Below are 24,988 nucleotides of genomic sequence, written 5' to 3'. Positions count from 1 at the left end.
ACCGAGATCGGTGACCCATACCGGTTCGGCGCCTTCCTGCTCGTAGACGACCCATTCGTTGCCGTCGATCGTCTCGCTACCGGCGGCGTATCTGCTCTCTCCGACCGAGAACGGTACGAGCACCTCTTCCATCGCGCTCGACTGCGTCAGTTTGATGTAGCGGCCAGCACCCGAGATGTATCCGACGTTGCTTACGTCCCCGCCCTGGTCACCCGCGATGGACTGACGGCTACCGGAGTTCGGCGTCCAGTCCTCTGGCACTACCGGGTTACGGATCGGGAAATCCAGTTCCGTCGCGTCGTACTGCAGCGCTGCGTCGACGTCGAAATTCGGGATCGGTCCCTGCTTCGGGCCACCCGGGCTGAGCGTGCATTGGCTGGCGATGCCCGCGATCAGCAGACACGCGATGACGAGCGGAATGAGAGACCACACCATGTCGCGGTTGTTGTTCAGAATCCGGGGTTTGCTGTTCGCCACAGCACCAGTATCCCCACTCGGCGACGGAGCCCTGTCGGCGCATGCCCTCCGTCCCACCCGCGACGCCACGAATGAGATAATCGCCCCTGGGTAACACCCCACCTACCAGGAGGCTACAAACCGATGACGGCCAGCACCGAGTCCACTCGCGCCATGGCGCCAGATCGCAACCTCGCCCTCGAACTCGTCCGCGTCACCGAGGCCGGTGCGCTCGCCTCGGGACGCTGGGTCGGTCGCGGCGACAAGGAAGGCGGCGACGGAGCAGCCGTCGACGCCATGCGTCAGCTGGTCAGCTCGGTTTCGATGCGCGGAGTCGTGGTCATCGGCGAAGGTGAGAAGGACGAAGCGCCGATGCTCTACAACGGGGAAGAGGTCGGCAACGGCAACGGTCCCGAGTGCGACTTCGCCGTCGACCCCGTCGACGGAACCACGTTGATGGCCAAGGGTATGCCGAACGCCATCTCGGTGTTGGCCGTCGCCGAGCGCGGCGCCATGTTCGACCCGTCCGCGGTGTTCTACATGAAGAAGATCGCCGTCGGACCCGACTTCGCCGACGCCATCGACATCACGGCACCGGTCGCGGAGAACATCGCCCGTGTCGCCAAGATCAAGAAGGGATCCACCTCCGACGTCACGGTGTGCATCCTCGACCGGCCCCGACACGCCGAGCTCATCCAGCAGGTGCGCGACACCGGCGCCCGTATTCGCCTGATCTCCGACGGTGACGTTGCCGGTGCTATCGCCGCCGCCCGACCCACCTCTCCCATCGACATCCTGATGGGTACCGGCGGAACTCCCGAGGGCATCATCGCGGCAGCCGCCATGCGCTGCATGGGCGGCGCTCACCAGGGCATGCTGGCTCCGACCGACGACGACGAACGCCAGAAGGCAATCGACGCCGGACACGATCTGGATCGCGTCCTGTCCACCGAAGACCTGGTCTCGGGAGAGAACGTCTTCTTCACCGCAACCGGCGTCACCGACGGCGACCTGCTCCAAGGCGTCCGGTACTCGGGCGGCGGCGCTCACACTCAGTCGATCGTGATGCGCTCCAAGTCCGGCACCGTCCGCATGATCGACGCGTACCACCAGCTCAACAAGCTGAAGGAGTACTCGAACATCGACTTCGACGGCGACACCTCCGGCGCCATCCCGTCCTTCTGACCGGCCGCTCGACGAAGTTTCCATTCACCTACCGAGGCAAGAGGTCAATGACACAGAACGAACAGCAGTTCCGAATCGAGCACGACACCATGGGAGAGGTTCGCGTCCCCATCGACGCCCTCTGGCGTGCACAGACGCAGCGTGCCGTCGAGAACTTCCCCATCTCGGGCCGTCCGCTCGAGCGCACCCAGATCCGCGCGATGGGCCTGCTCAAGGCCGCCTGCGCGCAGGTCAACAAGGACCTCGGGCTTCTCGACGGCGCCCTTGCCGACGCGATCATCGCCGCAGCGACCGAGATCGCCGAAGGCAAGCATGACGACCAGTTCCCGATCGACGTCTTCCAGACCGGCTCGGGCACCAGCTCGAACATGAACGCCAACGAGGTCATCGCGTCGATCGCCAAGGCGGGCGGCGTCGAGGTTCACCCGAACGATCACGTCAACATGTCGCAGTCCTCCAACGACACCTTCCCGACGGCCACTCACGTCGCCGCCACCGAAGCAGCCGTCACCTCGCTCGTGCCCGCGCTGCGGCACCTGCACGAGGCTCTCGTGGTCAAGGCCACGGAGTGGAAGCACGTCGTGAAGTCCGGCCGCACCCACCTGATGGATGCCGTTCCGGTCACCCTCGGCCAGGAATTCGGCGGCTACGCCCGCCAGATCGAAGCCGGTATCGAGCGCGTCGAGGCGACGCTGCCTCGGCTCGGTGAGCTGCCCATCGGCGGCACCGCCGTCGGCACCGGCCTCAACGCTCCCGACGGCTTCGGCCCGAAAGTCGTTGCGGAACTGGTCAAGTCGACCGGCATAGACGCTCTCACAGCAGCGAAGGACTCGTTCGAAGCACAGGCTGCACGCGACGGACTCGTCGAGGCATCCGGCGCACTGCGCACCATCGCGGTCTCACTGACCAAGATCGCCAACGACATTCGCTGGATGGGATCGGGACCGCTCACCGGCCTCGGCGAGATCACCCTCCCCGACCTGCAGCCCGGTAGCTCGATCATGCCCGGCAAGGTCAATCCTGTTCTGCCCGAGGCAGTTACACAGGTCGCAGCTCAGGTCATCGGTAACGACGCGGCTGTCGCATTCGGTGGGGCGTCGGGCGCATTCGAGCTCAACGTGTACATCCCGATGATGGCACGCAACGTCCTCGAATCCTTCAAGCTGCTCGCCAACGTCTCGGTCCTGTTCGCCGACAAGTGCGTCGTCGGTCTGGAAGCGAACGTCGAGCACCTCAAGACCCTCGCCGAGTCCTCGCCGTCGATCGTGACGCCGCTGAACTCCGCGATCGGCTACGAGGAAGCAGCAGCCGTCGCCAAGCAGGCGCTGAAGGAGAAGAAGACGATCCGTCAGACCGTCATCGACCGCGGACTCATCGGCGACAAGCTGAGCGAGGAAGAGCTCGACAAGCGTCTCGATGTCCTGGCCATGGCGAAGGTCAAGGACTAGAAGCTAGCTCGCCATCCATCGCTTGCTAGCTCGCCATCCATCGCTTGAAAGGTCCATTCATACGATTCGATCGTATGAATGGACCATTCAAGCGGTTGGTAAAGAGCTCACGCCAAGTGAGCGAGCTCCTCGCGCGCCTTCTTGCCCTCGTCGCCGAGGTCGTCACGACCGAAGTAATTCCAACGCTCCAGTAGCGGCTTGAACACCTTGTCGCGCTGCTGATCCTCGTCGTAGATGCCGGCGTCTTTCAGGGCCTCGGTGCTGTTCGCCTTGCTAGGCAGATCGACCACCGGGATGGCGTAGCCGAGCACGCGGTCCGCAATTGCCCGAGCCATCTGGTCCGGTGCAACGCCGAATGCCTCATTGACAATGTTGACGTAGAACGACGCCTGCCGGGTGTCGTCGGCTGCAATCTTGGTCAGGATCTTCGCGAGCACCTCGTCACCGCCGAGGGCGATCGTGTTGGTGTTCCGCAGCGCCGCAGCAGTTTCGTCGATCGCGAAGTGCGCGATGATGTCCAGCACGTGCAGGCTGGGGGCGTCGTACCCCTTGGTCATTTCTTCCATCCGGACACGCTCGAGAGCGACCGGGTCGACCGCGCGGGTCAACACCAGGTAGTCACGCAGCACGATTGCCTGCCGGTTCTCCTCCGACGTCCAACGACCCGTCCACTTCCACCACGCACCGAGGCCGGTCAGAGCGCGAGCGAGTTCACGGTGGTACGCGGGCAGGTTGTCGGCCACGAGTACGCCGACCGTCGCCGACAGGATCTCGACGTCGCTGAGATGGGACTGCTCGGGAGACCAGTCCTCGCCACCGAGGAATGCGAAGTTTCTCCCCTCGTCCCACGGTGCGAATTCGTGAGGATGCCAGTCGTCCGATTCTGCGATGTGGCGAGTCAGATTCTCTTCGACGGCGGGCTCCAGTCGAAGCAGCAGGTCACCGTCCGTCATGAAAGTAGGCATACCCAACCGTAGCGCCTCCGTCTGCACGTCAAACTGTGTGCCCCTGACCTCTGTGAATTCTCCCAACGCCCAGGTCCGTGCAGGTCTATCCTCGACGAAGCATCTACTCGTCGAAGGATAGGACTCCTAGTGATGCGATCGGGTCGAAAGTTCCTGTGTATTGCTGTTGCACTGTCGATGACGGTGCTGGTCGGATGCTCGAACGATTCACCTGCCGCAGACAGCCCACCGACGTCCGAAAACCCGCCCAGCAGCGATCTATCCCCTGGCCAGGTCGCGGGCGTCGACTCCCCCACCAACAACATCGACGACGCGGTCGGCAAACTCGACGGCATCGCGGAGGAGTTGATGGAGTCGTCGAAAATTCCGGGAATGGCCATCGCGGTCGTGCACGGCGGGGACGTCGTCTATTCGAAGGGCTTCGGCGTCCGCGAGGTCGGCAAGGACGACGCCATCGACGGCGACTCCGTGTTCCAGCTGGCATCGCTGTCGAAGTCGGTGGGTTCGACAGTCGTGGCATCTCAGGTCGGCGAAGGCGTCGTCGAGTGGACGACGCCGGTGGTGACGCAATTGCCATGGTTCGCGTTGAACGACCCCTGGGTGACCCAGAACGTCACGGTCGGCGATTTCTACGCCCATCGCAGCGGCCTGCCCGATCATGCCGGTGACCTACTCGAAGATCTCGGCTACGACCGTCGCCAAGTGCTGGAACGGCTGCGGGAGGTACCCCTCGACCCATTTCGCTCGACGTACCACTACACCAACTTCGGGGTCACGGCAGGAGCCGAAGCCGTTGCCGCCGCGGCGGGCAAGGATTGGGACACGTTGAGTCAGGACACGATCTACGGTCCGCTCGGTATGACCTCGACGAGCTCGAAGTTCTCCGACTACATCGCGCGGGCCGATCGCGCCGTCCCACACGTTCTCGTCGACGGCGAATACCAAGCGAAATACCAGCGCGAACCCGATCCGCAAACGCCCGCGGGTGGTGTCAGCTCCTCGGTGAACGACATGGCCAAGTGGTTGACAATGCTCATCGCCGACGGCACCTACGACGGACAGGACATCGTCGATCCCGACGCCCTGCTGCCCGCCGTCAGGGCCGAGATCGTCTCCAACCCGTCGGCGACACCGGATTCGCGGGCGGGCTACTACGGCTACGGGTTCAACGTCTCCAACAGCGCGGCGGGACGGACGATGGTGAGTCACTCTGGAGCGTTCGCGCTCGGAGCAGGCACCAACTTCGTGTGGATTCCATCGCTCGACGTCGCCATCGTCGTGCTGACCAACGCAGCGCCCATCGGCATCGCCGAAACCGTCACCGCCGAATTCGCCGACCTCGTCCAATTCGGCGAGGTACGCGAGGACTGGCGGACCCTGTATCAGAACGCGTTTGCTGGAATGAGCGAAGCAGAAGGCGAGCTCGCCGGAAAGACGGCGCCTGCCAACCCCGCGCCGCCACAGCCACTTCCGTCGTACGCAGGCGTGTATCAGAACAGCTTCTGGGGGCCCGCGACCGTCGCAGAGGTCAACGGCGAATTGGAGTTGATGATCGGCCCCAATGGAACCTCCTACGAGCTTTCCCACTGGGACGGTGATACGTTCACCTTCGAGCTGACCGGGGAAAACGCGCCGGACGGCACCGTATCGCAGGCGACGTTCAGTGGAAACACGGTCACTCTCGAGTACTTCGATACCGACGGATTGGGGCGATTCACCAAGTGACCGAAACTCAGCAGGCTACCGAAGTCGTAGAAGCGCTGTTCGACGCGCTGAAGAACCGGGATACCGACCGAGCTGTCGACCGATTCGACGATGCCATCATCTGGCACAACGTCGGGCTGCCGAAGGTGCGGGGGATCTCGAAAGTCGGCAGGTACATGAGGTTACTGGCCAAACCGGGATACGGATTCGATGTCACCATCCACAACATCGCCGCGGACGGCAACATCGTCCTGACCGAACGTACCGACGTCCTTGTGTGGCACCGGCTACGGGTCGAATTCTGGGTGTGCGGCACATTCGAACTGCGCGACGGCAAAGTGCTCGTGTGGCGGGACTACTTCGACAACGTGGATTTCTTCAAAGGGATTGTACGAGGGGCATTCCGCGCCCTGGTTCGGTAGCGCCGTAGCTCGCGCGTCCCGCGCAGTAGCTCGCGCGTCCCGCGCAGTGGCACGGTTGAGTGCACTGGGATGCACTTAACCGTGCCACTGGCGGCGGAGCCGCCGGGCACAAAGCGGAGCCGCCGGGGACAAGGCGGAGCCGCCGGCCCTACGCGCTGGTGGGACCGAACTCCTCGAGCATTTCCGTGACCAATGCAGCAATCGGAGACCGCTCACTGCGCGTGAGGGTGATGTGCGCGAACAGTGGGTGCCCCTTGAGCTTCTCGATGACCGCCGCTACGCCGTCGTGCCGTCCGACCCGCAGGTTGTCACGCTGCGCTACGTCGTGTGTGAGTACGACGCGTGAGCCGCTCCCGAGTCGAGACAGAACCGTCAGCAGCACGTTGCGTTCGAGGGACTGCGCCTCGTCGACGATCACGAACGAATCGTGTAGCGAACGTCCACGAATGTGGGTGAGCGGCAACACTTCCAACATCCCACGGGCAATGACTTCTTCCATCACCTCAGGGCTGGCGAGACCGTCGAGCGTGTCGAAGACAGCCTGAGCCCACGGCCCCATCTTCTCGCTTTCGCTTCCGGGCAGGTAGCCGAGCTCCTGTCCGCCGACTGCGTAGAGCGGGCGGAACACAACGACCTTCCGGTGCGTTCGACGTTCGAGTACGGCCTCGAGCCCGGCGGTGAGCGCAAGAGCCGACTTACCGGTACCGGCCTTGCCGCCGAGCGAGACGATGCCGATGCTCTCGTCGAGCAGAAGATCCAGTGCCACACGCTGTTCCGCGGAACGACCATGCAGTCCGAACGCCTCACGCTCGCCGCGGACCAGCTGAACCTGCTTGTCGGGAGTGACCCGTCCCAATGCGCTCGAACGCCCACCTAGGAGGCGAACGCCGGTGTGGCACGGCATTTCCCGAGCACCGTCCAGATCGATGACGCCTTCGGCGAAGAGCTGGTCGATGTCGCTTGCCTGCACTTCGAGCTCGGCCATACCGGTCCATCCCGACGGCACCACATCGTGTGCGTGATACTCGTCGGCGGGGAGTCCGACGGCACCCGCCTTGACGCGAAGCGGAATGTCCTTGCTGACGAGGACGACGTCCTTACCCTCGGCGGCGAGGTTCAAGGCGCAGGCAAGGATACGAGAGTCGTTGGAATCGGTACGAAAGCCAACGGGCAGGACCGAAGGATCGGTGTGGTTCAGCTCGACTTGCAGTGTGCCACCGTCTGTTCCGATGGGAACCGGCTGATCCAGACGACCGTACTCGACACGGAGATCGTCGAGCATGCGCAAGGATTCCCGCGCGAACCATCCCAGTTCATGGTGATGGCGTTTACCCTCCAACTCACTGATAACTACCAGCGGGAGAACCACATTGTGCTCGGCGAACCTGATGACAGCCCACGGATCCGACAGAAGAACCGAGGTGTCCAGCACGAATGTTCGGAGAGGGGCGGAAACGGAGCGTGAAGTGGTCACGTGGGGCTCCTATGTCTGGCGCGGCACCGCTCAGACGTCTGTTGCTCGGCCGGTCGGTCTGACGTGTCAGGTGACACGAGGACCGGGTGCCGGCCCTCTCGCGCTCACTTGCTCAGTCACGTATCAGAACCTCCCGCACAGGCAGCTTCCCCGCTGTCTGTTATTGCCGACGGTACATCCGAAACCTGCGGTTGGCTCGCCGAGAAAGGGGTGTGTTGGTGAACAACGCGTTAACCGCACCGCCGAGTCAGCCGTGGCGCCACACCCGGGCGATGTCGGCTCGCCTGCTGCAGCCCAGTTTGGCGAGAATGTTGCGGACGTGGGTTTCGACGGTGCGCTCGGACAGGAAGAGCTTTTCGGCGATGCGACGATTGCTCAGACCCACGACCACCTCGGCGGCGACCGCTCGTTCACGAGGCGTCAATCGGTCGAGTTCGTCGAGTAGATGTCGGGTTGCGCGAAGACGCTCCGGCAGATCGAGCGCAGCGAACTCCGCGGCAGCCGCGTCGAGTAGCTTCCGCACGTCGGTGGTGTTGCCGGTCCGGTATCGGACCTCGGCGAGCCCGAACCTGCTCATCGCAGCAAACGGCCGCGCGCCGATTGCGTCGTTGGCCTCGATCGCACTCGTGTAGTACTTGTCGGCGTCATCGTCCAAGCGGGCGGTGGACGCGAGATCGCCCAGCAGGCGAGCCATCGACCCGCCGCAGAACACCACGCCGGAACCGTCGCACATGAAGTACTCGGCGTACTCGCGGAGGCGCTCGAACACATCGACGGCGGTCTCGACGTCGTCCAGCGCCACAGCGACCGTCCCGACGAGAGACATCAGCGGCGTCCACCGCGGACCGCGCCGCACAGTCGACGGCATCGATCGGAACGGCGCGAACCTAGCCCGCGCCAAGCCGTGGTCACCGGCCAGCGACGCCAGCAACGGCTCGTAGATGCGCACCAGAGGGATGTCCGGCGCGTGCTCGAAGGCACCGAGAATCGATGACCGGGTCTCCTCGTCCACTTCGCCCCGCACGGCAGCCAACTGGCCGAGAAACGCGAAGTGCAACCCGATGAGCGAGAGGTCACCCGTCGACGAACTCACCGCCAGCGCGTCGTCGTTCGATCGCAGCGCAGCGGCCATGTCTCCGATCAACGCCGCCCGCGTGGCACACACACGGTGGTAGTGCCAGCGCGCCACCGGCAACGCACTTCGGTCCGATATCCGCTGCACGACGTCGATCTGTTCGTCGACTAGGTTCAAATCACCTGTCTGCAGCGCGGCCTGAATCAGCCACAGGTGCCCCCACAGCTCGGCAAGCGCTTCGCTCGCCCTTGGCCCGACCGCGATCGCGCGCAGCGCCAATTCTCTCCGCTGCTCGACGTGCCGCATGTCCGCGAGCGCAATGTGCCGCGCCCGAACAGCGTCGAGCACTGCGTCGGCGTCCGGATCCGTGTGGTCGTCGAGCATGGTATCTACAAGTTCCAAGGACTCGGCCGACCACCGTGACGCGGCATCCGGTCGATCGGTTTCGGCCGCAGCGACAGCTCTACCGGCAAGCAGACGCGCTTTGGCGCCCGCGGGGATTCCGGCGCGGGACAGCACCGCCCCACACATACGGTCCACCCGCATCAGCAGATCCGGAACCCCGACGCCGCGAACAAGCGCCGCAGCTCGCACGACCACGTCGTCGTCCTCGGGGTACTGCAAGACGACCTGTTCACACAGTTCGACGCTCGTCTCGACGTGCCCGGCTGCGAATTCGGCTTCCGCACGTTCGAGGGTCGCAATGGCGGACGGCGCAGCCTCACATGCCAGGGCAGCCATCGCGGCGGCCTCGTCGTAGGCAAGTATCGACTTGGCCTGATCGGCAGCAATCCGCGCCCACCGCGCACATTCGGCGCGCTCGCCGGCCCGACGCCACTGCACGGCTGTCGTCGCGGCATCAGTCTCGCCTCGCGCCGACAGGACCTGCGCATACCTGCAGTGGATTGCCCGACGCCTCGACGGCGACAGGTTCGCATAGGTGGCATCCCGGACGAGCGAATGCGCGAACGCAACCGTGCCGGTATCGCAGTCCGCCACGAGCGCTCCAGCCCGGAACGCGTCATCCAACTTCGATTCGACCCACGACGCACTCGTGCCCGCAACCTCGGACAGCAAGTCGAGGTCGATGCGGTCGCCGATCACACTGGCATCGTCGAGGAGGTCGCGAGCATCGGCGTCGAGTACGGAAACCGGCTCGAGAGCCAATGCGCGCAACGTCGGATCGTCCGCAAGTGCCGAGGGAAGATCGAGCCGCCCGGAGGCTTCCGCTCGTGCGGCGAGCAACCGGACGAACAGCGGGTTGCCCCCGGTGGCGTCGCGCAGCCGGACGGCATGTCGGCGTTCCGCGATGTGGGGTGCCGAAACCCTCAACCACTGGAGCACTTCGTCGCTGGAAAAACCCTGGAGTACAACCGAAGACGACGATCCCACCGAGGGTTCGGCACGACGGGACGTGCACAGCACGAGCACTCGACGGTCCAGAACGGACCGGGCGACGTGCTCGAGCAACAACATCGACGACGGATCGAACCAGTGCAGGTCTTCGAGCACCAGTACCAGTCCGGCGGCGGGAGCTGCGTCCGCCACAGCCGTCGCGACGTCGTCGAACATGGCGAAGCGCGCATGGGGCGAGATGACGACGGGATCCGTCCGATTCAGAGCTGATGCCACCGCTTCGACGGATCTTCCGAGGCGACGCCACGGCCACAGCGGCGGCATGCCGTCGTCGTCGATCCCGTAGCTGCGCAAGACCGTGATTCCGTAGTGTTCGGCGATGCGCGCCGCCGCCTCGACCAGCGTCGTCTTGCCGATGCCCGCCCCGCCGGACACCACGACCGTTCCTCCTCGACCACGCGACAATCCGACCAGCGCAGCGCGCAGCGCGGCGAGTTCTGCGGCCCGACCGACTATGCGAAATGCATCCGGCTCGTCGGCGATCATGAACAAGAAGTATCCGCCGAAACCTCAGTACCTGCCTACGTATCAGCACTGATGTGCTCGGTGCGGCAGCGGAACATCCTGGAAAACACACAATCGTTCCAGGAGGACACCATGCATGCACAACTGACCTACTTCGACGGCCCACGCACAGCCGAACAGCTTGCGGCAGCGGACTTCGGCACAGAGAACAGAATCAAGCCCGCGGTGGCGCGGGTCGACGGAGTTCAGCGTGTCTACGTGCTGCGAGCGGACGACGGCAGCGAAGTGGTGGTCGTACTCGCCGATTCGGAAGATGCGCTGTTGTCCGCGCAGAAGGCCATCATGGCGACGGAACTGCTGCCCAACGAGGATCCCGCGCTCCTCACCGGGCCCGATCGCGTCGAACTATTCCCGGTGATGGAGGTGTGGGAGCCGTAGCGAGCTAGCCGAGCTAGCCCCAGTCCTCGAGCCCGTCGTACAGCGGCACGCTCTGTGCGAGCTTCACGACGCGCTCCTTGAGCGAATCGCTGGCTTCACCGGTAGCTAGGGCGGTGCCGATGATATCGGCAACCTCGGTGAACTCGGCTTCGCCGAACCCGCGCGTGGCCAGTGCCGCGGTGCCGATTCGCAGGCCGGAGGTGACCATGGGCGGACGCGGGTCGAACGGGACGGCGTTGCGGTTGACGGTGATGCCGACCTCGTGCAGAAGGTCCTCGGCCTGCTGGCCGTCGAGCTGACTGTTTCGCAGGTCCACGAGAGCAAGGTGAACGTCGGTGCCGCCGGTCAGCACTGACACACCCTTGTCCGCGACATCGGCGCCGTTCAGCCGTTCGGCCAGCAGCGAGGCACCGAGGAGGGTGCGCTCCTGACGTTCTTTGAACTCGGGCGTCGCGGCGATCTTGAAGGCGACGGCCTTGGCTGCGATGGCGTGCATGAGCGGTCCGCCCTGCTGACCGGGGAAGACCGCGGAGTTGATCTTCTTGGCCCGTTCTTTCTTGGCGAGGATCAGGCCGGAGCGAGGACCGCCGAGCGTCTTGTGCACCGTCGAAGAGACGACGTCCGCGTAGGGGACGGGTGAGGGGTGCACGCCTGCCGCCACGAGACCGGCGAAGTGGGCCATGTCGACCCATAGAAGCGCACCGACCTCGTCGGCGATGGAACGAAACGCCTCGAAATCCTGATGCCGCGGGTAGGCAGACCAACCGGCGATGAGAACCTGCGGCTTGGCCTGGACGGCCTGCTTGCGCACCTCGTCCATGTCGATCCGGTGGTCCTCTTTGCTGACGCCGTAGGACTCGACCTCGTAGAGCTTGCCGGAAAAGTTGAGCTTCATGCCGTGCGTGAGGTGTCCGCCGTGTGCCAGATCGAGGCCCATGATCTTGTCGCCCGGGTTGATCAGCGCCATCAGCACTGCGGCGTTGGCCTGCGCACCCGCGTGCGGCTGGACGTTGGCGAACTCGGCGCCGAACAGTTCCTTCGCACGGTTGCGCGCGAGATCCTCGACGACGTCGACGTGCTCGCAGCCGCCGTAGTAACGACGGCCGGGGTAGCCCTCGGCGTACTTGTTGGTCAGGACGCTGCCCTGAGCCTGCAGCACTGCGCGCGGGACGAAGTTCTCCGACGCGATCATCTCGAGGGTGTCGCGCTGGCGACCGAGTTCGCCCGCCATGGCTTCGGCGACCTCGGGGTCGAGCTCGGCCAGAGACAGGTTGTTGACATCGGTCATTTCAAGAATCTCCAAAGGAACGCAGCGAGGTGGGCGTATACAGCTTAAGATATGCGCCGTCAGCACCCGTGTGCGCATCGTTGACGCCCGTCGTTATGCCTGGTTCAGAGGGTGCGCAAGGCACTCGGAATGAGCGGCTCGTCGAGGAGCCGACCGAACAGCGCCGAGCGCTCGCCGACCGTCGCACCGCGGTGCAACCAACCGTCGAGAAGCTTGTATCCCTCGACGTACGTGCTGATGTATGCGCGCCACAGCGGCGACGACAGGAACTTCAAACTTTGACGCGCCCGCTTGGGCGACGCCAGTGACCACCTCTCCAGGTATGCGGCGACGTCGTCCTGCGACTTGTGCTGGTCGTGCAGCAGTAGAGCCGCATCCTGACGGACCCCGAGCAGCTGACTCGACGCAGCGGACAACCGCTCGGCCTTCTCTCCGTCGAATCGAAGCCCCAGATCGGCATAGATCTCCTGCGCCCACAGCCCCCAACCTGGTCCGACGATGGACTCGAGAGCCAGGTCGGCAAGTCCTTCGGCCATCAGGCACTGAGGGGTGTTGACGAGGAACAGCGTCTGCTCCAGCTGACCAGCCGAGACCAGTCCGGCTTCCTTCCTGCAGTGCTCGGTGTGGTGGCCGGGATATGCCTCGTGCGCGATCAGGTGCGGCAGGTGCGCCATCTGCTGATCCAGATCGGAATTGATCGCCACTGTGGACGTGTAGTTGCCGAGGTAGTAGTTGAATCCCGACCACGGCTTGTCGCCGACGACCTCGTAGTTCACCTGCTCGGTCTCCGGCAGTGCGTACTCGGCGCGAACCCGGTCACGAAGGGCGCTCGAGAAGGCGTCGACGCAGTCCTGCAATCGGTCCGCGGGCACGACGTCCGCGGATCGGTGTGCCGCCAGACGTTCGGCCAGCGAGCCGGGGCCGTCGAGTACCTCGTCCATCCGGCGATGTGCCTCCCGATACCCATCCTGATCACCCCGCTCGATCCGGACGTCGAAGTACGCGAAGACCTCGTCGACGAAACCGATGTCGTCGCCCGCGAACTTGCGGCCCGAACACTCGAGCGCGCGGAGATGGACATCGATGAAGTCGGCCCGCTGCTGCGGCAAGTCGGTGCTGGCGAGTTCCGCGCGAAGTTCCGCAGCCCTCCGTGCCAGGGCTCGGGGCTCGGGCGCAGGTGCGTTCTCGGTCTGTCTGCGCAGCTCGGGATCACCGGTGTACGCGTCGACGAACCCTTTCTCGAGCCGGTCGAATTTCAGACCGAGCAGAAGATACTCGCGGACGAAGGAATCGGCATTCATGTGGATCGACATTAGCGGGCGTCAGGGGTGGAGCTGAACGGAGCGACCCGGGCGTGAGGGGTGGAGCTGACGGAACGACCCGGGCGTCAGGAGTGGACATGAACGCGCGGTGAACCACCCCGCCCGTGCGAGTCTTTGTGCCAGCGAGCACAATCTGAAGCCATGCGACTAGCGCTCTCTCGGAGCACACGCCGTCCGGGCCACCGCTACCTACGCAGCGTTCGGTGTCGCGAATGAGCGAATCCAGTCCGTACGTCGAGTTCGACCGCGCTCAGTGGCGGACGCTGAGGCAGTCGACCCCTCTTGTTCTCACCGAGGAAGAACTCGTCGGCCTCAGGGGTCTGGGCGAGCAAATCGATCTCGACGAGGTGGCCGAGGTCTATCTTCCTCTCGCGCGACTCATTCACCTTCAGGTTGCCGCACGACAGCGTCTGTTCGCGGCGACCGCAACGTTCCTCGGCGAGAAGCATCCCGACCGTCAGGTGCCGTTCGTCATCGGAGTCGCCGGCAGCGTTGCCGTCGGAAAGTCGACCACTGCGCGTGTTCTGCAGGCGCTGCTCGCCCGGTGGGACCATCATCCCCGCGTCGATCTGGTCACCACCGACGGATTCCTGTATTCGACAGGAGAACTGATGCGTCGCGGGATCCTGCACCGCAAAGGATTTCCGGAGAGTTACGACCGGCGCAAGTTGCTGCGCTTCGTCACCGAGGTGAAGTCCGGGGCTGAGGAAGTGGCGGCTCCCGTCTACTCGCACGTGTCGTACGACATCATCAAAGGCCAGTTCCATATGGTCCGTCAGCCGGACATCCTCATCGTCGAGGGCCTCAATGTGTTGCAGACCGGCTCTCGCCTGATGGTGTCCGATCTGTTCGACTTCTCGATCTACGTCGACGCCCGCATCGAGGACATCGAAGCGTGGTACGTCAAACGCTTTCTCGCACTGCGTGAGACGTCGTTCACCGATCCGTCCTCGCACTTTCACCACTACGCGGGTCTGTCCGACGAGCATGCCCGGATAGCGGCCGAGGACCTGTGGCATTCGATCAACCTGCCGAACCTCGTCGACAATATTCTGCCTACTCGCCCGCGGGCAACGATGGTGCTACGCAAGGACGCCGACCACACCATCAACAGGCTGCGGCTGAGGAAGCTCTAGGCCCTCCGGCCCAGTGGCACGGAAACGCGCACCCTGGGACACTTAACCGCGCCACTGGCGGCGGAGCCGCCCAGTGGCACCGAGCGCTAGATCCCGAACCGCCGGTGCCGCGCAGCGTAGTCACGCAAAGCCCGCAGGAAGTCGACGCGCCTGAACTCGGGCCAGTATGCCTCGGTGAACCATATTTCCGAATATGCGCTCTGCCACAGTAGAAATCCCGACAGCCGCTGCTCGCCCGAGGTTCGGATCACGAGGTCCGGGTCGGGTTGACCGGAGGTGTAGAGGTGCGAGTCGATAGCTTCGACGCTGACCGCCCGAACGAGCTCGTCGCCGGTGACACCCTCGGCGATCTTCTCACTGAGTAGACCCTGCACTGCGTCGGCGATCTCTTGACGCCCGCCGTATCCGACGGCGACGTTGACGTGGGTTCCGGTTCGCCCCGCTGTCAGGCGTGCTGCTTCCTTCAGCCTTCGCGCAGTCGGCTCGGGCAGCGACTCTAGCGTTCCGACGATCTTGACGCCCCAGTTCTGCTCGGGCCCGCAGATTTCTTCGACGACGTCGGTGATGATCTCGAGCAGAGAGTCCAGCTCGTCGGGATCGCGACGCAGATTCTCCGTCGACAGCAGATAGATCGTCGCCATTTCGATGCCGGCAGCGTCGCACCAGCCGAGCAATTCGGCGATCTTGAGTGCGCCCATCCGATGTCCGTGTGCGACGTCGGTGAATCCGTTCTCCCGCGCCCAACGCCTGTTTCCGTCGCACATCACAGCCACGTGACGGGGGTGCGCCACATCATCGAGCTGCGTCAGTAGGCGCCGCTCGTACACGTTGTAGAGGACGCTGCGCATCTTGGTCGGGAGAATCTTCACCGAGACATCACCACGGGGCACAACCTTACGCCGACGCATATGCGCTACCCGCCGGTAGAGTAGGCACTGAACCTACGGTCACGTAGGTAGCGCAGAGGAGGTTGTGACAATGACGATGTTCGGAATCGACGAACTCCCCGTCAAGCCCCGCATGCGCGGGTGGATACACCTGTACGCATTCGGAGTTGCAGTCGTCGCCGGAATCGTGCTGGTGACCCTCGCGTTCAGCATGGTGTCGGCCAGCGCCGGCATCGCCACCGCCGTCTATGCCGTCACCGTCTGCGGGGTGTTCGGAGTCAGCGCCACCTACCACCGCGTGCACTGGGACAACCCTGCGCATCGCATGTGGATGAAGCGGGCGGATCACTCGATGATCTTCGTGTTCATCGCCGGCAGTTACACCCCGTTCGCGGTCCTCGGTCTCCCCCCGAACACTGGTCGCACTCTGCTCATCGTCGTCTGGCTCGGGGCGCTGGGCGGCGTCGCGCTGAAGATGTTGTGGCCCCAGAGCCCACGCTGGATCGGCGTTCCCCTGTACCTGATTCTCGGGTGGGCCATCGTCCCGGTTGCACCGACGCTCATCCAGCAGGTCGGCTATGCGCCGTTCATCCTGCTGCTGGTCGGCGGGGTTCTGTACAGCATCGGCGCAATCCTCTACGCCACCAAGTGGCCCAACCCCTGGCCGACGACATTCGGCCATCACGAGTTCTTCCACGCTGCAACCGTGCTCGCCGCGATCTGTCACCTCGTCGCGGTTTGGTTGGTGTTGTTCTAGCTATCGTTGCAGCGCCCGGAGCAGATCCTGCTCGGTCGTGACCGGACGGTCGCACACGAAGCCGCGGCATACGTACGCAGCCTCGTGCCCCTGGATCGTCGGTCGGTCGGCCAACAGCGGTGAGGAATCGACCGCTCCGGCCACGATGGTGGCGCCGCCCGGGGCATGCGCACGGGCAATCCGGAGTAGCCGACTGTCTCCGTCGGTGGAGATCGCTACCTGCAGCGGCCCACGGACGGAGGCTTCCGCGACGGCGAGCCAGTGGCCTCCCGAGCGCGGCGCCCGTTCCAGCACGAGCGCGGCCCCAGCAAGCCCGGCCGAGGCGATCTCGCCGTACCTCGTCCCGAGATCGGGTGCCATCAGCGCTTCGGCGATCAGCAGGGCTTCGGTGATCGTCGACGCACCGGACGGGGTCGCATTGTCGAGCGGATCTCGCGGGCGCGTGACCAACGTCTCTGCATCGTCGGCGGTATCGAACCAACTACCGGGATGGTCCGCATCGGCGAAGTGCTCGATTGCGGCGTCGAGAAGCACCCGCGCCCGCCCGGACCACACGAGGTCGCCGGTCGCCTGAAACAGCGACAGCGACGCTACCGCCAAGCACGAGTAGTCCTCGAGCACTCCCGTGGCGTCGCCGACGTGAGAGCCGAGCGACGCCCGACGCAGCCTGCCATTCTCCTCGTGCCGAGCAAAGATCTGCTCACCGCACTCGACGGCCGCATCGATCCAGTCGAGGCGTCCCAATCCCGCACCCGCTTCGGCAAGAGCGGTGATTGCCAATCCGTTCCACGCGGTCACCACTTTGTCGTCGCGGCCCGGTTGCGGCCGCTGATTGCGTGCGTCCATCAACTTGCCGGCGACGCCGGTGTAGCGCTCGAAGTCCTCGGGATCCTCCGGCAGCTGTAGCACCGACATTCCGGCCTCGAACGTGCCCGAGGAGTCGACGGCGAACAGCCCCGCGGCCCAGACACCGTCCTCGAATCCGAGTACATCGACGAGCTGCTCCGGGGTCCATGCATAGGTCAACCCCTCCACACCCTCGGTGTCGGCGTCGAGCGCAGAGGCGAAACACCCTGTATCGGTGCGGAGTTCACGAAGCATGAAGTGTGCAGTCGCGTCTGCGATCCGGATTGCGAGCGGATCGGAGGTGACGCGCGCGAGATGACCGTAGAACCGCAGCAGCAGCGCGTTGTCGTAGAGCATCTTCTCGAAGTGCGGGACGATCCACTCCGCGTCGACGGAGTAGCGCGCGAAGCCGCCCCCGATCTGGTCGTAGATCCCTCCGCGCGCCATCGCCGCCGCCGTGCGCTGCACCGCGGCAAGAGCAGCTGCAGATCCGGTCCGCTCGTGATGCCGCAGCAGCCCTTCGAGTAGCGCTCCTGGCGGAAACTTCGGTGCGCCACCGAATCCGCCGAAATCGACATCTTCGTCCCCGAGCACCGACGCGACGGCTTCGGCCAGCAGGTCCGAGTCGACGGGCCGATCCGACGTCGGGATCCGGCCGGAATTCTCCCGCAGCGCCTCGGTGATCGCGGCGGAGGCGTCGAACACGTCGTTTCGACGAGTAGCCCAGGTGTCTGCGATGGCCTCGAGCAGCTGCGGGAAGGACGGCGTCCCCGCGCGAGGCTTGGGCGGGTAGTAGGTGCCGCAGTAGAACGGTTCGCCGTCCGGGGTGAGGAAGCAGGTCATCGGCCACCCGCCCTGACCCGTCATCGCGACGGTGGCGTTCATGTACACGGCGTCGAGATCCGGTCGTTCCTCGCGGTCGACCTTGATGCAGACGAAGTTCGCGTTCATCAGGGCTGCGATGGCCTCGTCCTCGAAGGACTCGTGGGCCATGACGTGGCACCAATGGCACGCGGAGTACCCGATCGACAACAGGATCGGGACATCGCGGTCCCGAGCCGATTCCAACGCCTCGGGAGTCCACTGCTGCCAGTGGACGGGATTGTCGGCGTGCTGACGCAGGTACGGACTCGTAGCCGTGTCCAGTCCGTTGCCGTCCAGCACGGTCAGTTCTCGCCGGCCTTCGACTGTGTTCCGTGCTCAGGACCGACATCGCGAACAGCGCCCCTGTCGGTGCCCTCGTCCAATTCCTGATCGGCTACCGGATCGTCCTTCTCGAACGTATCCGGGAGCTTCTTGATCTGCTTGTTCATGGACCAGATGAGAAGCGCGGTGCCGACGAGCAGAGCCACGATGATGACCAGCCCGATCGGCGAGGACTTGCCGAACTCCGGACCCGGCGCACCCTGGGCCAACAACTCCACGATCACCTGACGGTCCCTGTCTCACGGTCGGCGGCATCGATTCCGGCGAAGAGTTCCGTTTCCGGAATCGAGGTCTTCACCCGTGTTCGCGCCAACTCGTACTCCTCGGTCGGCCACAACTTGCGCTGCACTTCGAGGGGCACGGCGAAGAACGAACCGTTGGGATCGATCTGGGTGGCGTGTGCGCGCAGTGCGTCGTCCCGCTGCTCGAAGTAATCGCCGACGGTGACCTGCGTGGTGATGCGTTCCATGATCTCGTCACGCCCGGTGGTCCATCGCTTCAACCAGTCGACGAACGGACTTTCCTCGCCGCGATCGACGAACCAGTCGTGGAACAGCTGCATCTTCTTCCGCAGGAAGCCGTGCGAGTAATACAGCTTGAGCGGGGTCCACGGGTCACCTGCGTCGGGAAACTTCTCCGGATCGCCTGCAGCTTCGTAGGCCGCGACGGACACCTCATGGCATCGGATGTGGTCCGGATGCGGGTAACCGCCCTTCTCGTCGTATGTGGTGATCACGTGCGGCTTGAACTCGCGGATGACCTTGACGAGAGCTTCGGTGGACTCCTCGAGCGGCACGAGCGCAAAGCAACCCTCGGGGAGCGGCGGCAACGGATCACCCTCGGGAAGACCCGAATCCACATAACCCAGCCACGTTTGCCGAACTCCGAGGATGCGTGCAGCCTCGGCCATCTCCTCGCGTCGCACTTCCTCGATGCGGTCGCGCACACCGGGGATGTCCATCGCCGGGTTGAGGATGTCTCCTCGCTCGCCACCAGTGAGGGTCACGATCAGGATGTCGTTTCCCTCGGCTGCGTACCGAGCCGTCGTCGCGGCACCCTTGCTCGACTCGTCGTCAGGATGGGCGTGCACCGCCATGAGCCGTAGTCCGGACACGTTCTTTCCTCACCTCAGCTTCGCCTGCTTCTTTCGCTCCCCCTATAGTTCCACTTGGCGCCGACATGCCTCGCACCGGCTGCCGCAGACCTGACAACGTTCCGTTCCGACGAAAGTTCGTATGACTGCCACGCTCCCCGAAGGCCGGTATCCGGTATCGACCACGCGTCGAGCATTGGGCGGTCGAACGAAGAACATCCTGCTGGTAGGCGTCCTGCTTGTCGGACTTGCAGTCGCCTACCTCGGCTACCTGCGTTTCGCTGTGCAGGACGTCGAGGGAAAAGCACTGTCCTTCGACCTGGTGGACGATTCGACCATTTCCATCGGCTTCAGCGTCACCCGCGCCGACCCGTCGAACGACGTCGTCTGCATCGTTCGTGCTCGCTCGCGTGACGGTTCGGAGACCGGTCGTCGCGAGGTGCTCATTCCTGCCTCGTCCACGCAGGAAGTCGAGGTGACGTCGGTCGTGCGCACCTCGAAGCCGCCCGCCATGGGCGACGTATACGGGTGCAGCACGAATGTCCCCGACTATTTACGGGCAGGCTGACCTACCGCTGCCTCGTGGTAAGATTGCGCTGTACACGGTTCCGAACTGGAGCCGTGTATTGCTGCATTGACGGCCAGAGCAGCAGGTGACGGCGCCTACGGGCTCCGACACGGCAGCCGGCTCAGGAAGCGGGCCGATCAGGGGTTTCTCTGAAATTCTCTGCACACACGCGTGCGCCCGTCAGCATCAAGACCGGGAGTCCACCGCGACTTCGACTACAAGGGAGTGATCGAGATGACCGAGACCCAGGTGACCTGGCTGACCCAGGAATCCCACGACAGGCTCAAGAGCGAACTCGACCAACTCATTTCCAATCGCCCGGTCATCGCCGCCGAAATCAACGAGCGACGCGAAGAGGGCGATCTGAAAGAGAACGGCGGCTACCACGCAGCACGCGAGGAGCAGGGCCAGCAGGAAGCCCGCATTCGCCAGCTTCAGGAGTTGCTCAACTCGGCCAAGGTCGGCGAAGCACCCACTCAGTCCGGGGTAGCGCTACCCGGATCAGTGGTGAAGGTCTACTACGACGGCGACGAGTCGGACACCGAAACGTTCCTCATCGCGACCCGCGAAGAGGGCGCCCGCGACGGCAAGCTCGAGGTGTACTCCCCCAGCTCACCGCTCGGCGGAGCCCTCATCGACGCCAAGGTCGGCGACACCCGTGAGTACTCCCTCCCCAACGGCAAGACCATGAAGGTCACCCTGCTGAGCGCGGAGCCGTACCACACGTAAACACCACTAGGTGTCACGGAAGCCCCCGGTCAGGAACCTGACCGGGGGCTTCGTCGTTCGTGGGAGACAATTCATCCGGTTCGGGTGAGCGGATGCGCGGTACCCGCGAGGGAATCTATCGCACACTTGAAGCATGGAACCCGTCTCACTGCAGGTCGACCCGGTTTCAGGACCGATAGACGGCCCGACGGTGTTCCGCGCCCACGGGGTCGCCCCCGGCCTACCCGTCCATCTCGACGTCGCCGTAGTCGACGCGAACGGTCACCGATGGGTCTCGCACCAGGACTACCCGATCGATGCCGACGGCCTGCTGCAGATCGAGGACCCCGACCGACCGTGGTGGAACATGATGTTCGTCGACGAGGGGGTTCCGCCCGTGACGTTCGCGGGCTCCGACGAGGGCCTCGACTTCTCCGTGTCGATTCACGCGCTCGAAGGGTCATCGAGCACCACCGTCCGACGAACATGGGGCGACGCCGTTGTACGGCAGGATCTCGCCGGCGACGGATGGAGGCTGCGGATCTACCTCCCCGACACGGACAGGGCCATCTCCCCCGGCGTCGTCGTCATTCCCGGAACCACCGGTGCTCGACCCGCCGCACCTACCGCGGCATTGCTCGCCTCGCACGGGTACGTCGCGGCCGTGCTGGTGTACATGGACGAGCCCGGGTTGCCCGAGAACTTCGCGGAAATCCGTCTCGAAGCGATCGCCGACGCCATGGCGGCGTTCGCCGAGCACGAGCACGTCGACCCCGAGAACATTGCCGTGTTCGCGGCATCCGTCGGGGTGTCGGTCGCCCTCGCCGCTCTCGCCTACATCCCGTCGATCACGGTGCGCGCAGTCGTCGCCATTGCTCCCGCACACGTCGTGCTGCAGGCGCTGGCCGACGGACAACCACCCAAGACCTCGTCACTCACGTTGGGTGGAGAGCCATTGCCCTACATGCCGATTCGTGCCGAAAAACTTGCCGGTCAGATGCTCAGAACTGCGTCGCGACGGATGTTCTCGCGGGCGCCGACGTCGCGTGCATTGAAGCTCCGGCCTGCGTACGAGGCCGGTCTGCGCGATGACGCCGCCGTGTCTGCGGCGGCGATTCCGGTCGAGAGGATCGACGCGCCGATCCTCGCTGTCGCCGGTGTCGCGGACCAGTCCTATCCAGCGGATCGAATGGCCCGAGCCCTCATCGCTCGCCGGGGTCGAGACACGGACCGCCTTCTGATCCTGCCCAATGCTGGGCACTTCCTCAGGCCCCCCGCAACCCCGACCACAGTGGACCGCAACGACAGCATCGTCTCCGGTGGCACTCCGGCCGGGACCGCGAAAGGTCAGCGTCGGATGTGGACCGAGGCGCTGAGCTTCTTACAGGCCAATCTCAGGCGGTGAGAGTTCTTTCGTACTTGCGGACCGAGAGCGGTACGAAGATGACGAGGAACAGAACTACCCAGATCAGTGTGTACAGCACAGGATTCTGCAGCGGCCAGGCTTCCGGCGGCGGCGCCATCGGGTTGGTGTTTCCGAACAGTTCGCGTACGGCGAGGGTCACCGAGGAGATCGGATTCCATTCCGCGATGGTCTTGAGGACGGTCGGGAATCCGTCGATCGGAACGAACGTGTTCGCGATGAACGTCAGCGGAAAAATGACGATGAACGACGCATTGTTGAAGATCTCGGGTGAGCGAACCGTCAATCCCACGAACGCCATGACCCACGAGATCGAGTACGCGAAGAGCAGGAGTAGGACATAGCCGGCCAGCGCTTCGAAGAACGACGACGTGATGCGCCACCCGACGATGAGACCCGTGATCGACATGATCGTGATGGTCACGATGTTGTTGCCCACGTCGGCCGCAGTACGCCCGATGACAACAGCCGAGCGCGCCATCGGCAACGACCGAAACCGGTCCATGACGCCCTTCTGCAGATCCTCGGCGAGCGAGGATCCGGTGATGGACGCGCCGAAGATCATGGTCTGGACGAAGATTCCACCCATGAGGAAACTCTTGTAGTCGACACCGGGAATGTCGATGGCGCTGCCGAAGACGTACGCGAACAGCAGCACGAACATGATCGGCGACAGCGTGGCGAAGAACAGTAGGTCCGGAACTCGCTTGAGCTTGATCAGGTTCCGCTTGGTGATGATGAGGGAATCGTGAAGAACGCTCATTTCTCTTCCTCCACTGTCTGCTCTTCCTCTGTGGCGTGGCCGGTGAGCGTGAGAAATACGTCGTCGAGATTGGGACGCCGCAGACCCACGTCCACGACCTGGATACCTGCCTCTTTGATCTGCACGAGGGCGGTGGTCAGATCGTCGGCGCCGCCACTGACGGGCATGCCGATACGACGCGTCTGCTCGTCGTAGGACGGCGCGTCGAGTCCGATCGGGGCGAGCAGCGCGAGAGCACGGTCCTTGTCCGACGCGTCGGTGAGAACGAACTCGAGGCGTTCGCCGCCCACCTGAGATTTGAGGTGGTCGGCTGTGCCCTCCGCGATGATCGACCCTTTGTCGAGGACGATGATCTTGTCGGCAAGCCGGTCGGCTTCTTCCAGATACTGCGTGGTCAGCAGGATTGTCGTTCCGTCCTGCACCAGGTCGGAGATGAAGTCCCACATCGCAATTCGACTGCGCGGATCGAGACCGGTCGTCGGTTCGTCGAGGAAGACGACCTTGGGCCGACCGATGAGGCTGGCGGCAATGTCGAGCCGCCGCCGCATCCCACCGGAGTACTGCTTGGCCGTGCGGTCACGGGCGTACTCCAGATCGAAACGAGCCAACAGCTCATCGGCACGCTTACTCGCCTCGGCCTTCTTCAGACCGAACAGGCGTCCGACCATCTCCAGGTTCTCGTACCCGGTGAGGTACTCGTCCACGGCCGCGAACTGGCCGGTGAGTCCGATGGACTTTCGAACCTCGTTCGGCTTGTCGCCGACGTCGATGCCATGCACCTTCGCCGTTCCCGATGTCGCCTTCAGCAGCGTCGCCAGAATACGAACCGCTGTGGTTTTCCCGGCACCGTTGGGACCCAGCACGCCGAGGACCGTTCCCTCCGGCACAACGAAGCTGATCCCGTTCAGAGCCACGTTCTTGCCGTACTCGAGTACCAAATTCTCGACTTCGATGGCGTTCGCCATGATGTAAGTTCCCCATTCCAGTAGAGCGGTCGAAAGTTCAGACTCGAAACCTGTCGAAGATTAACCGGTCCGGATCGAACCTGCCGTCCACAGATTCCTCGATCAGCGCCCGGAGGGGATGGTACTGGGCACCACCGACATATTTTCTTCTGTCGTACCTCAGCGTGTGGGAGCCCACACCGTCGAACCGTTTCGGTCCGATACGGTCAGCACCCCGGCGACCTTCGCCACGGACATTTCACGTGGATCCGCCCCTGCGGGCCACGGCACCGACCACATCATCGTGCCGTCCGAGGCGCGGATCGCATGCATGCCGGTGTAGTCGCCGAACACGTAGTGCTCACCGTCGGTCGTACCCGCACGTGCCCAGTAGGCGTCCAGCCAGGGCGTCGTCCACGTCGTCCGACCTGATTCGAGATCGATACCCGAGAACGTACGGGTTTCCGACGATCGCACGATGACCGTGCTGCCCACCACGGCAAGTACGGCAGAGTTGACACCCCCGTTGTTTTCCAGCGTGGCGGGGTTGCGCCACAGCTCGGCCCCGGAGTTCGGATCGTAAGCACCGTCACCGAGGAACAGCGGGAGGTCCTCCTCCCCGATGTTCGCCCACGGTTGCGGTGCGAGTCCGAACGTTGCGACGGGTACCTCGGTGCGGACCTGTCCCGTCCCGTCGAGAATCACCTCGCGCAGCGAGCCGTCCCGGTCGAGAGTCACGTTGGCGTACAGCTCGTTCCCCAGAGGAAGCGGGTTCACACCGGCAAACGTGAAACGAGGCTCACCCGAGTCGATGTCGATGATCTGGTGCGTACCGCTGGAGTAGACATCGACGATTCCCCGATCCGGAAACGCGGCAGGTGACGCGGGCTGTCCGGGGACCGGCGACGCAAAACTCGCATGCCAGTATGCGTCGAGATCGGTCAGTGTTCCGCGGTGAATCGTGGACAGCATCATGTCCTCGCTTCTGGCGGATACGTA

At 64.1% G+C, this 24,988-nt stretch carries 23 protein-coding genes; 10 read left to right on the top strand and 13 right to left on the bottom strand.

Features of this window, described 5'->3' with window-relative positions; genetic code table 11:
• Window positions 1–477, bottom strand: a 477-nt coding sequence (locus tag A2J03_RS29080) for a DUF4245 domain-containing protein (protein ID WP_068381600.1), incomplete at its 3' end; no start/stop codon positions are given.
• Window positions 478–600: 123 nt separating this feature from the next.
• On the opposite strand from A2J03_RS29080, the gene glpX reads away from it, so the two are divergent.
• Entirely contained in the window at window positions 601–1,641 is a 1,041-nt protein-coding gene (glpX, locus tag A2J03_RS29075) for a class II fructose-bisphosphatase (RefSeq protein ID WP_068381597.1), read from the top strand.
• Window positions 1,642–1,688: 47 nt separating this feature from the next.
• Entirely contained in the window at window positions 1,689–3,089 is a 1,401-nt protein-coding gene (locus tag A2J03_RS29070; RefSeq protein WP_068381595.1) for a class II fumarate hydratase, read from the top strand.
• Window positions 3,090–3,196: 107 nt separating this feature from the next.
• Here the strand turns inward: A2J03_RS29070 and A2J03_RS29065 are convergent, their stop codons facing one another.
• Entirely contained in the window at window positions 3,197–4,054 is an 858-nt protein-coding gene (locus A2J03_RS29065; RefSeq protein ID WP_068381592.1) for an acyl-ACP desaturase, read from the bottom strand.
• Between the two features lie 132 nt (window positions 4,055–4,186).
• On the opposite strand from A2J03_RS29065, the gene A2J03_RS29060 reads away from it, so the two are divergent.
• Entirely contained in the window at window positions 4,187–5,779 is a 1,593-nt protein-coding gene (locus tag A2J03_RS29060; RefSeq protein WP_068381589.1) for a serine hydrolase, read from the top strand.
• A complete protein-coding gene (locus tag A2J03_RS29055) occupies window positions 5,776–6,180 on the top strand; it encodes a limonene-1,2-epoxide hydrolase family protein (RefSeq protein WP_068381587.1) in 405 nt (134 codons plus the stop codon). The genes A2J03_RS29060 and A2J03_RS29055 overlap by 4 nt, the downstream gene beginning before the upstream one ends.
• A gap of 148 nt (window positions 6,181–6,328) precedes the next feature.
• On the opposite strand, the gene A2J03_RS29050 is transcribed toward A2J03_RS29055, so the two are convergent.
• A complete protein-coding gene (locus tag A2J03_RS29050) occupies window positions 6,329–7,654 on the bottom strand; it encodes a PhoH family protein (RefSeq protein ID WP_197481019.1) in 1,326 nt (441 codons plus the stop codon).
• Between the two features lie 247 nt (window positions 7,655–7,901).
• Window positions 7,902–10,631 (bottom strand): ATP-binding protein, encoded by a 2,730-nt coding sequence (locus tag A2J03_RS29045; RefSeq protein WP_068381582.1) that lies wholly within the window; start codon window positions 10,629–10,631, stop codon window positions 7,902–7,904.
• Between the two features lie 111 nt (window positions 10,632–10,742).
• On the opposite strand from A2J03_RS29045, the gene A2J03_RS29040 reads away from it, so the two are divergent.
• The gene (locus A2J03_RS29040; protein ID WP_068381609.1) at window positions 10,743–11,048 is read left to right on the top strand and encodes a hypothetical protein; all 306 of its coding nucleotides are present in this window, start codon (window positions 10,743–10,745) and stop codon (window positions 11,046–11,048) included.
• 13 nt (window positions 11,049–11,061) lie between these two features.
• On the opposite strand, the gene glyA is transcribed toward A2J03_RS29040, so the two are convergent.
• Together glyA and A2J03_RS29030 are read right to left on the bottom strand one after the other, a co-directional pair.
• A complete protein-coding gene (gene glyA / locus A2J03_RS29035; protein WP_068381580.1) occupies window positions 11,062–12,336 on the bottom strand; it encodes a serine hydroxymethyltransferase in 1,275 nt (424 codons plus the stop codon).
• 104 nt (window positions 12,337–12,440) lie between these two features.
• Window positions 12,441–13,637 (bottom strand): DUF885 domain-containing protein, encoded by a 1,197-nt coding sequence (locus A2J03_RS29030; protein ID WP_068381578.1) that lies wholly within the window; start codon window positions 13,635–13,637, stop codon window positions 12,441–12,443.
• Between the two features lie 224 nt (window positions 13,638–13,861).
• On the opposite strand from A2J03_RS29030, the gene coaA reads away from it, so the two are divergent.
• Window positions 13,862–14,794, top strand: coding sequence for a type I pantothenate kinase (gene coaA / locus A2J03_RS29025; RefSeq protein ID WP_068381575.1), 933 nt, complete (start codon window positions 13,862–13,864; stop codon window positions 14,792–14,794).
• Window positions 14,795–14,880: 86 nt separating this feature from the next.
• On the opposite strand, the gene A2J03_RS29020 is transcribed toward coaA, so the two are convergent.
• Window positions 14,881–15,642, bottom strand: a complete 762-nt coding sequence (locus A2J03_RS29020) for an isoprenyl transferase (protein WP_068381606.1) — start codon at window positions 15,640–15,642, stop codon at window positions 14,881–14,883.
• 130 nt (window positions 15,643–15,772) lie between these two features.
• On the opposite strand from A2J03_RS29020, the gene trhA reads away from it, so the two are divergent.
• Window positions 15,773–16,438 carry a PAQR family membrane homeostasis protein TrhA gene (trhA, locus tag A2J03_RS29015; RefSeq protein ID WP_068381571.1) on the top strand — a complete coding sequence of 222 codons (666 nt, stop codon included), beginning with the start codon at window positions 15,773–15,775 and terminating at the stop codon, window positions 16,436–16,438.
• On the opposite strand, the gene A2J03_RS29010 is transcribed toward trhA, so the two are convergent.
• Genes A2J03_RS29010 through mca form a run of 3 tightly spaced genes read right to left on the bottom strand, consistent with a single transcriptional unit; the run spans window position 16,439 to window position 19,604 of the window.
• Complete coding sequence (locus A2J03_RS29010) at window positions 16,439–18,448, bottom strand: thioredoxin domain-containing protein (RefSeq protein WP_068381569.1); 2,010 nt, start codon at window positions 18,446–18,448, stop codon at window positions 16,439–16,441. It lies immediately after the preceding gene.
• 2 nt (window positions 18,449–18,450) lie between these two features.
• Window positions 18,451–18,714, bottom strand: coding sequence for a hypothetical protein (locus tag A2J03_RS29005; protein WP_068381565.1), 264 nt, complete (start codon window positions 18,712–18,714; stop codon window positions 18,451–18,453).
• Window positions 18,711–19,604 (bottom strand): mycothiol conjugate amidase Mca, encoded by an 894-nt coding sequence (mca, locus tag A2J03_RS29000; protein ID WP_197481017.1) that lies wholly within the window; start codon window positions 19,602–19,604, stop codon window positions 18,711–18,713. Before mca ends, A2J03_RS29005 begins: the two co-directional genes overlap by 4 nt.
• Before the next feature lie 121 nt (window positions 19,605–19,725).
• Between mca and A2J03_RS28995 the strand changes: the two genes are divergently transcribed.
• The 3 genes from A2J03_RS28995 (at window position 19,726) to A2J03_RS28985 (ending at window position 22,264) form a co-directional block, all read left to right on the top strand.
• Window positions 19,726–20,151, top strand: a complete 426-nt coding sequence (locus A2J03_RS28995; protein WP_068381558.1) for a DUF4307 domain-containing protein — start codon at window positions 19,726–19,728, stop codon at window positions 20,149–20,151.
• A gap of 234 nt (window positions 20,152–20,385) precedes the next feature.
• On the top strand, window positions 20,386–20,880 hold the full coding sequence (gene greA / locus A2J03_RS28990; protein ID WP_068381603.1) for a transcription elongation factor GreA: 495 nt from the start codon (window positions 20,386–20,388) through the stop codon (window positions 20,878–20,880).
• Window positions 20,881–21,013: 133 nt separating this feature from the next.
• A complete protein-coding gene (locus tag A2J03_RS28985; protein ID WP_068381556.1) occupies window positions 21,014–22,264 on the top strand; it encodes an acyl-CoA thioester hydrolase/BAAT C-terminal domain-containing protein in 1,251 nt (416 codons plus the stop codon).
• Here the strand turns inward: A2J03_RS28985 and A2J03_RS28980 are convergent.
• The 3 genes from A2J03_RS28980 to A2J03_RS28970 all read right to left on the bottom strand — a co-directional run.
• Window positions 22,254–23,045, bottom strand: a complete 792-nt coding sequence (locus tag A2J03_RS28980; RefSeq protein WP_068381553.1) for an ABC transporter permease — start codon at window positions 23,043–23,045, stop codon at window positions 22,254–22,256. The two genes, A2J03_RS28985 and A2J03_RS28980, sit on opposite strands and share 11 nt — an antisense overlap.
• Entirely contained in the window at window positions 23,042–24,010 is a 969-nt protein-coding gene (locus A2J03_RS28975) for an ATP-binding cassette domain-containing protein (protein ID WP_068381550.1), read from the bottom strand. The genes A2J03_RS28980 and A2J03_RS28975 overlap by 4 nt, the downstream gene beginning before the upstream one ends.
• 159 nt (window positions 24,011–24,169) lie before the next feature.
• Window positions 24,170–24,988: outer membrane protein assembly factor BamB family protein (locus A2J03_RS28970; RefSeq protein WP_231912763.1), on the bottom strand; the 819-nt coding region annotated here is incomplete at its 5' end.

Origin of the sequence: Rhodococcus sp. EPR-157 (assembly GCF_001647195.1) — a bacterium.
In the GTDB taxonomy this organism is placed as follows: Bacteria; Actinomycetota; Actinomycetes; order Mycobacteriales; family Mycobacteriaceae; genus Rhodococcoides.
The sequence above is the reverse complement of the archived record's forward strand: the minus strand, read 5'-3'. Positions and strand labels throughout refer to the sequence as shown.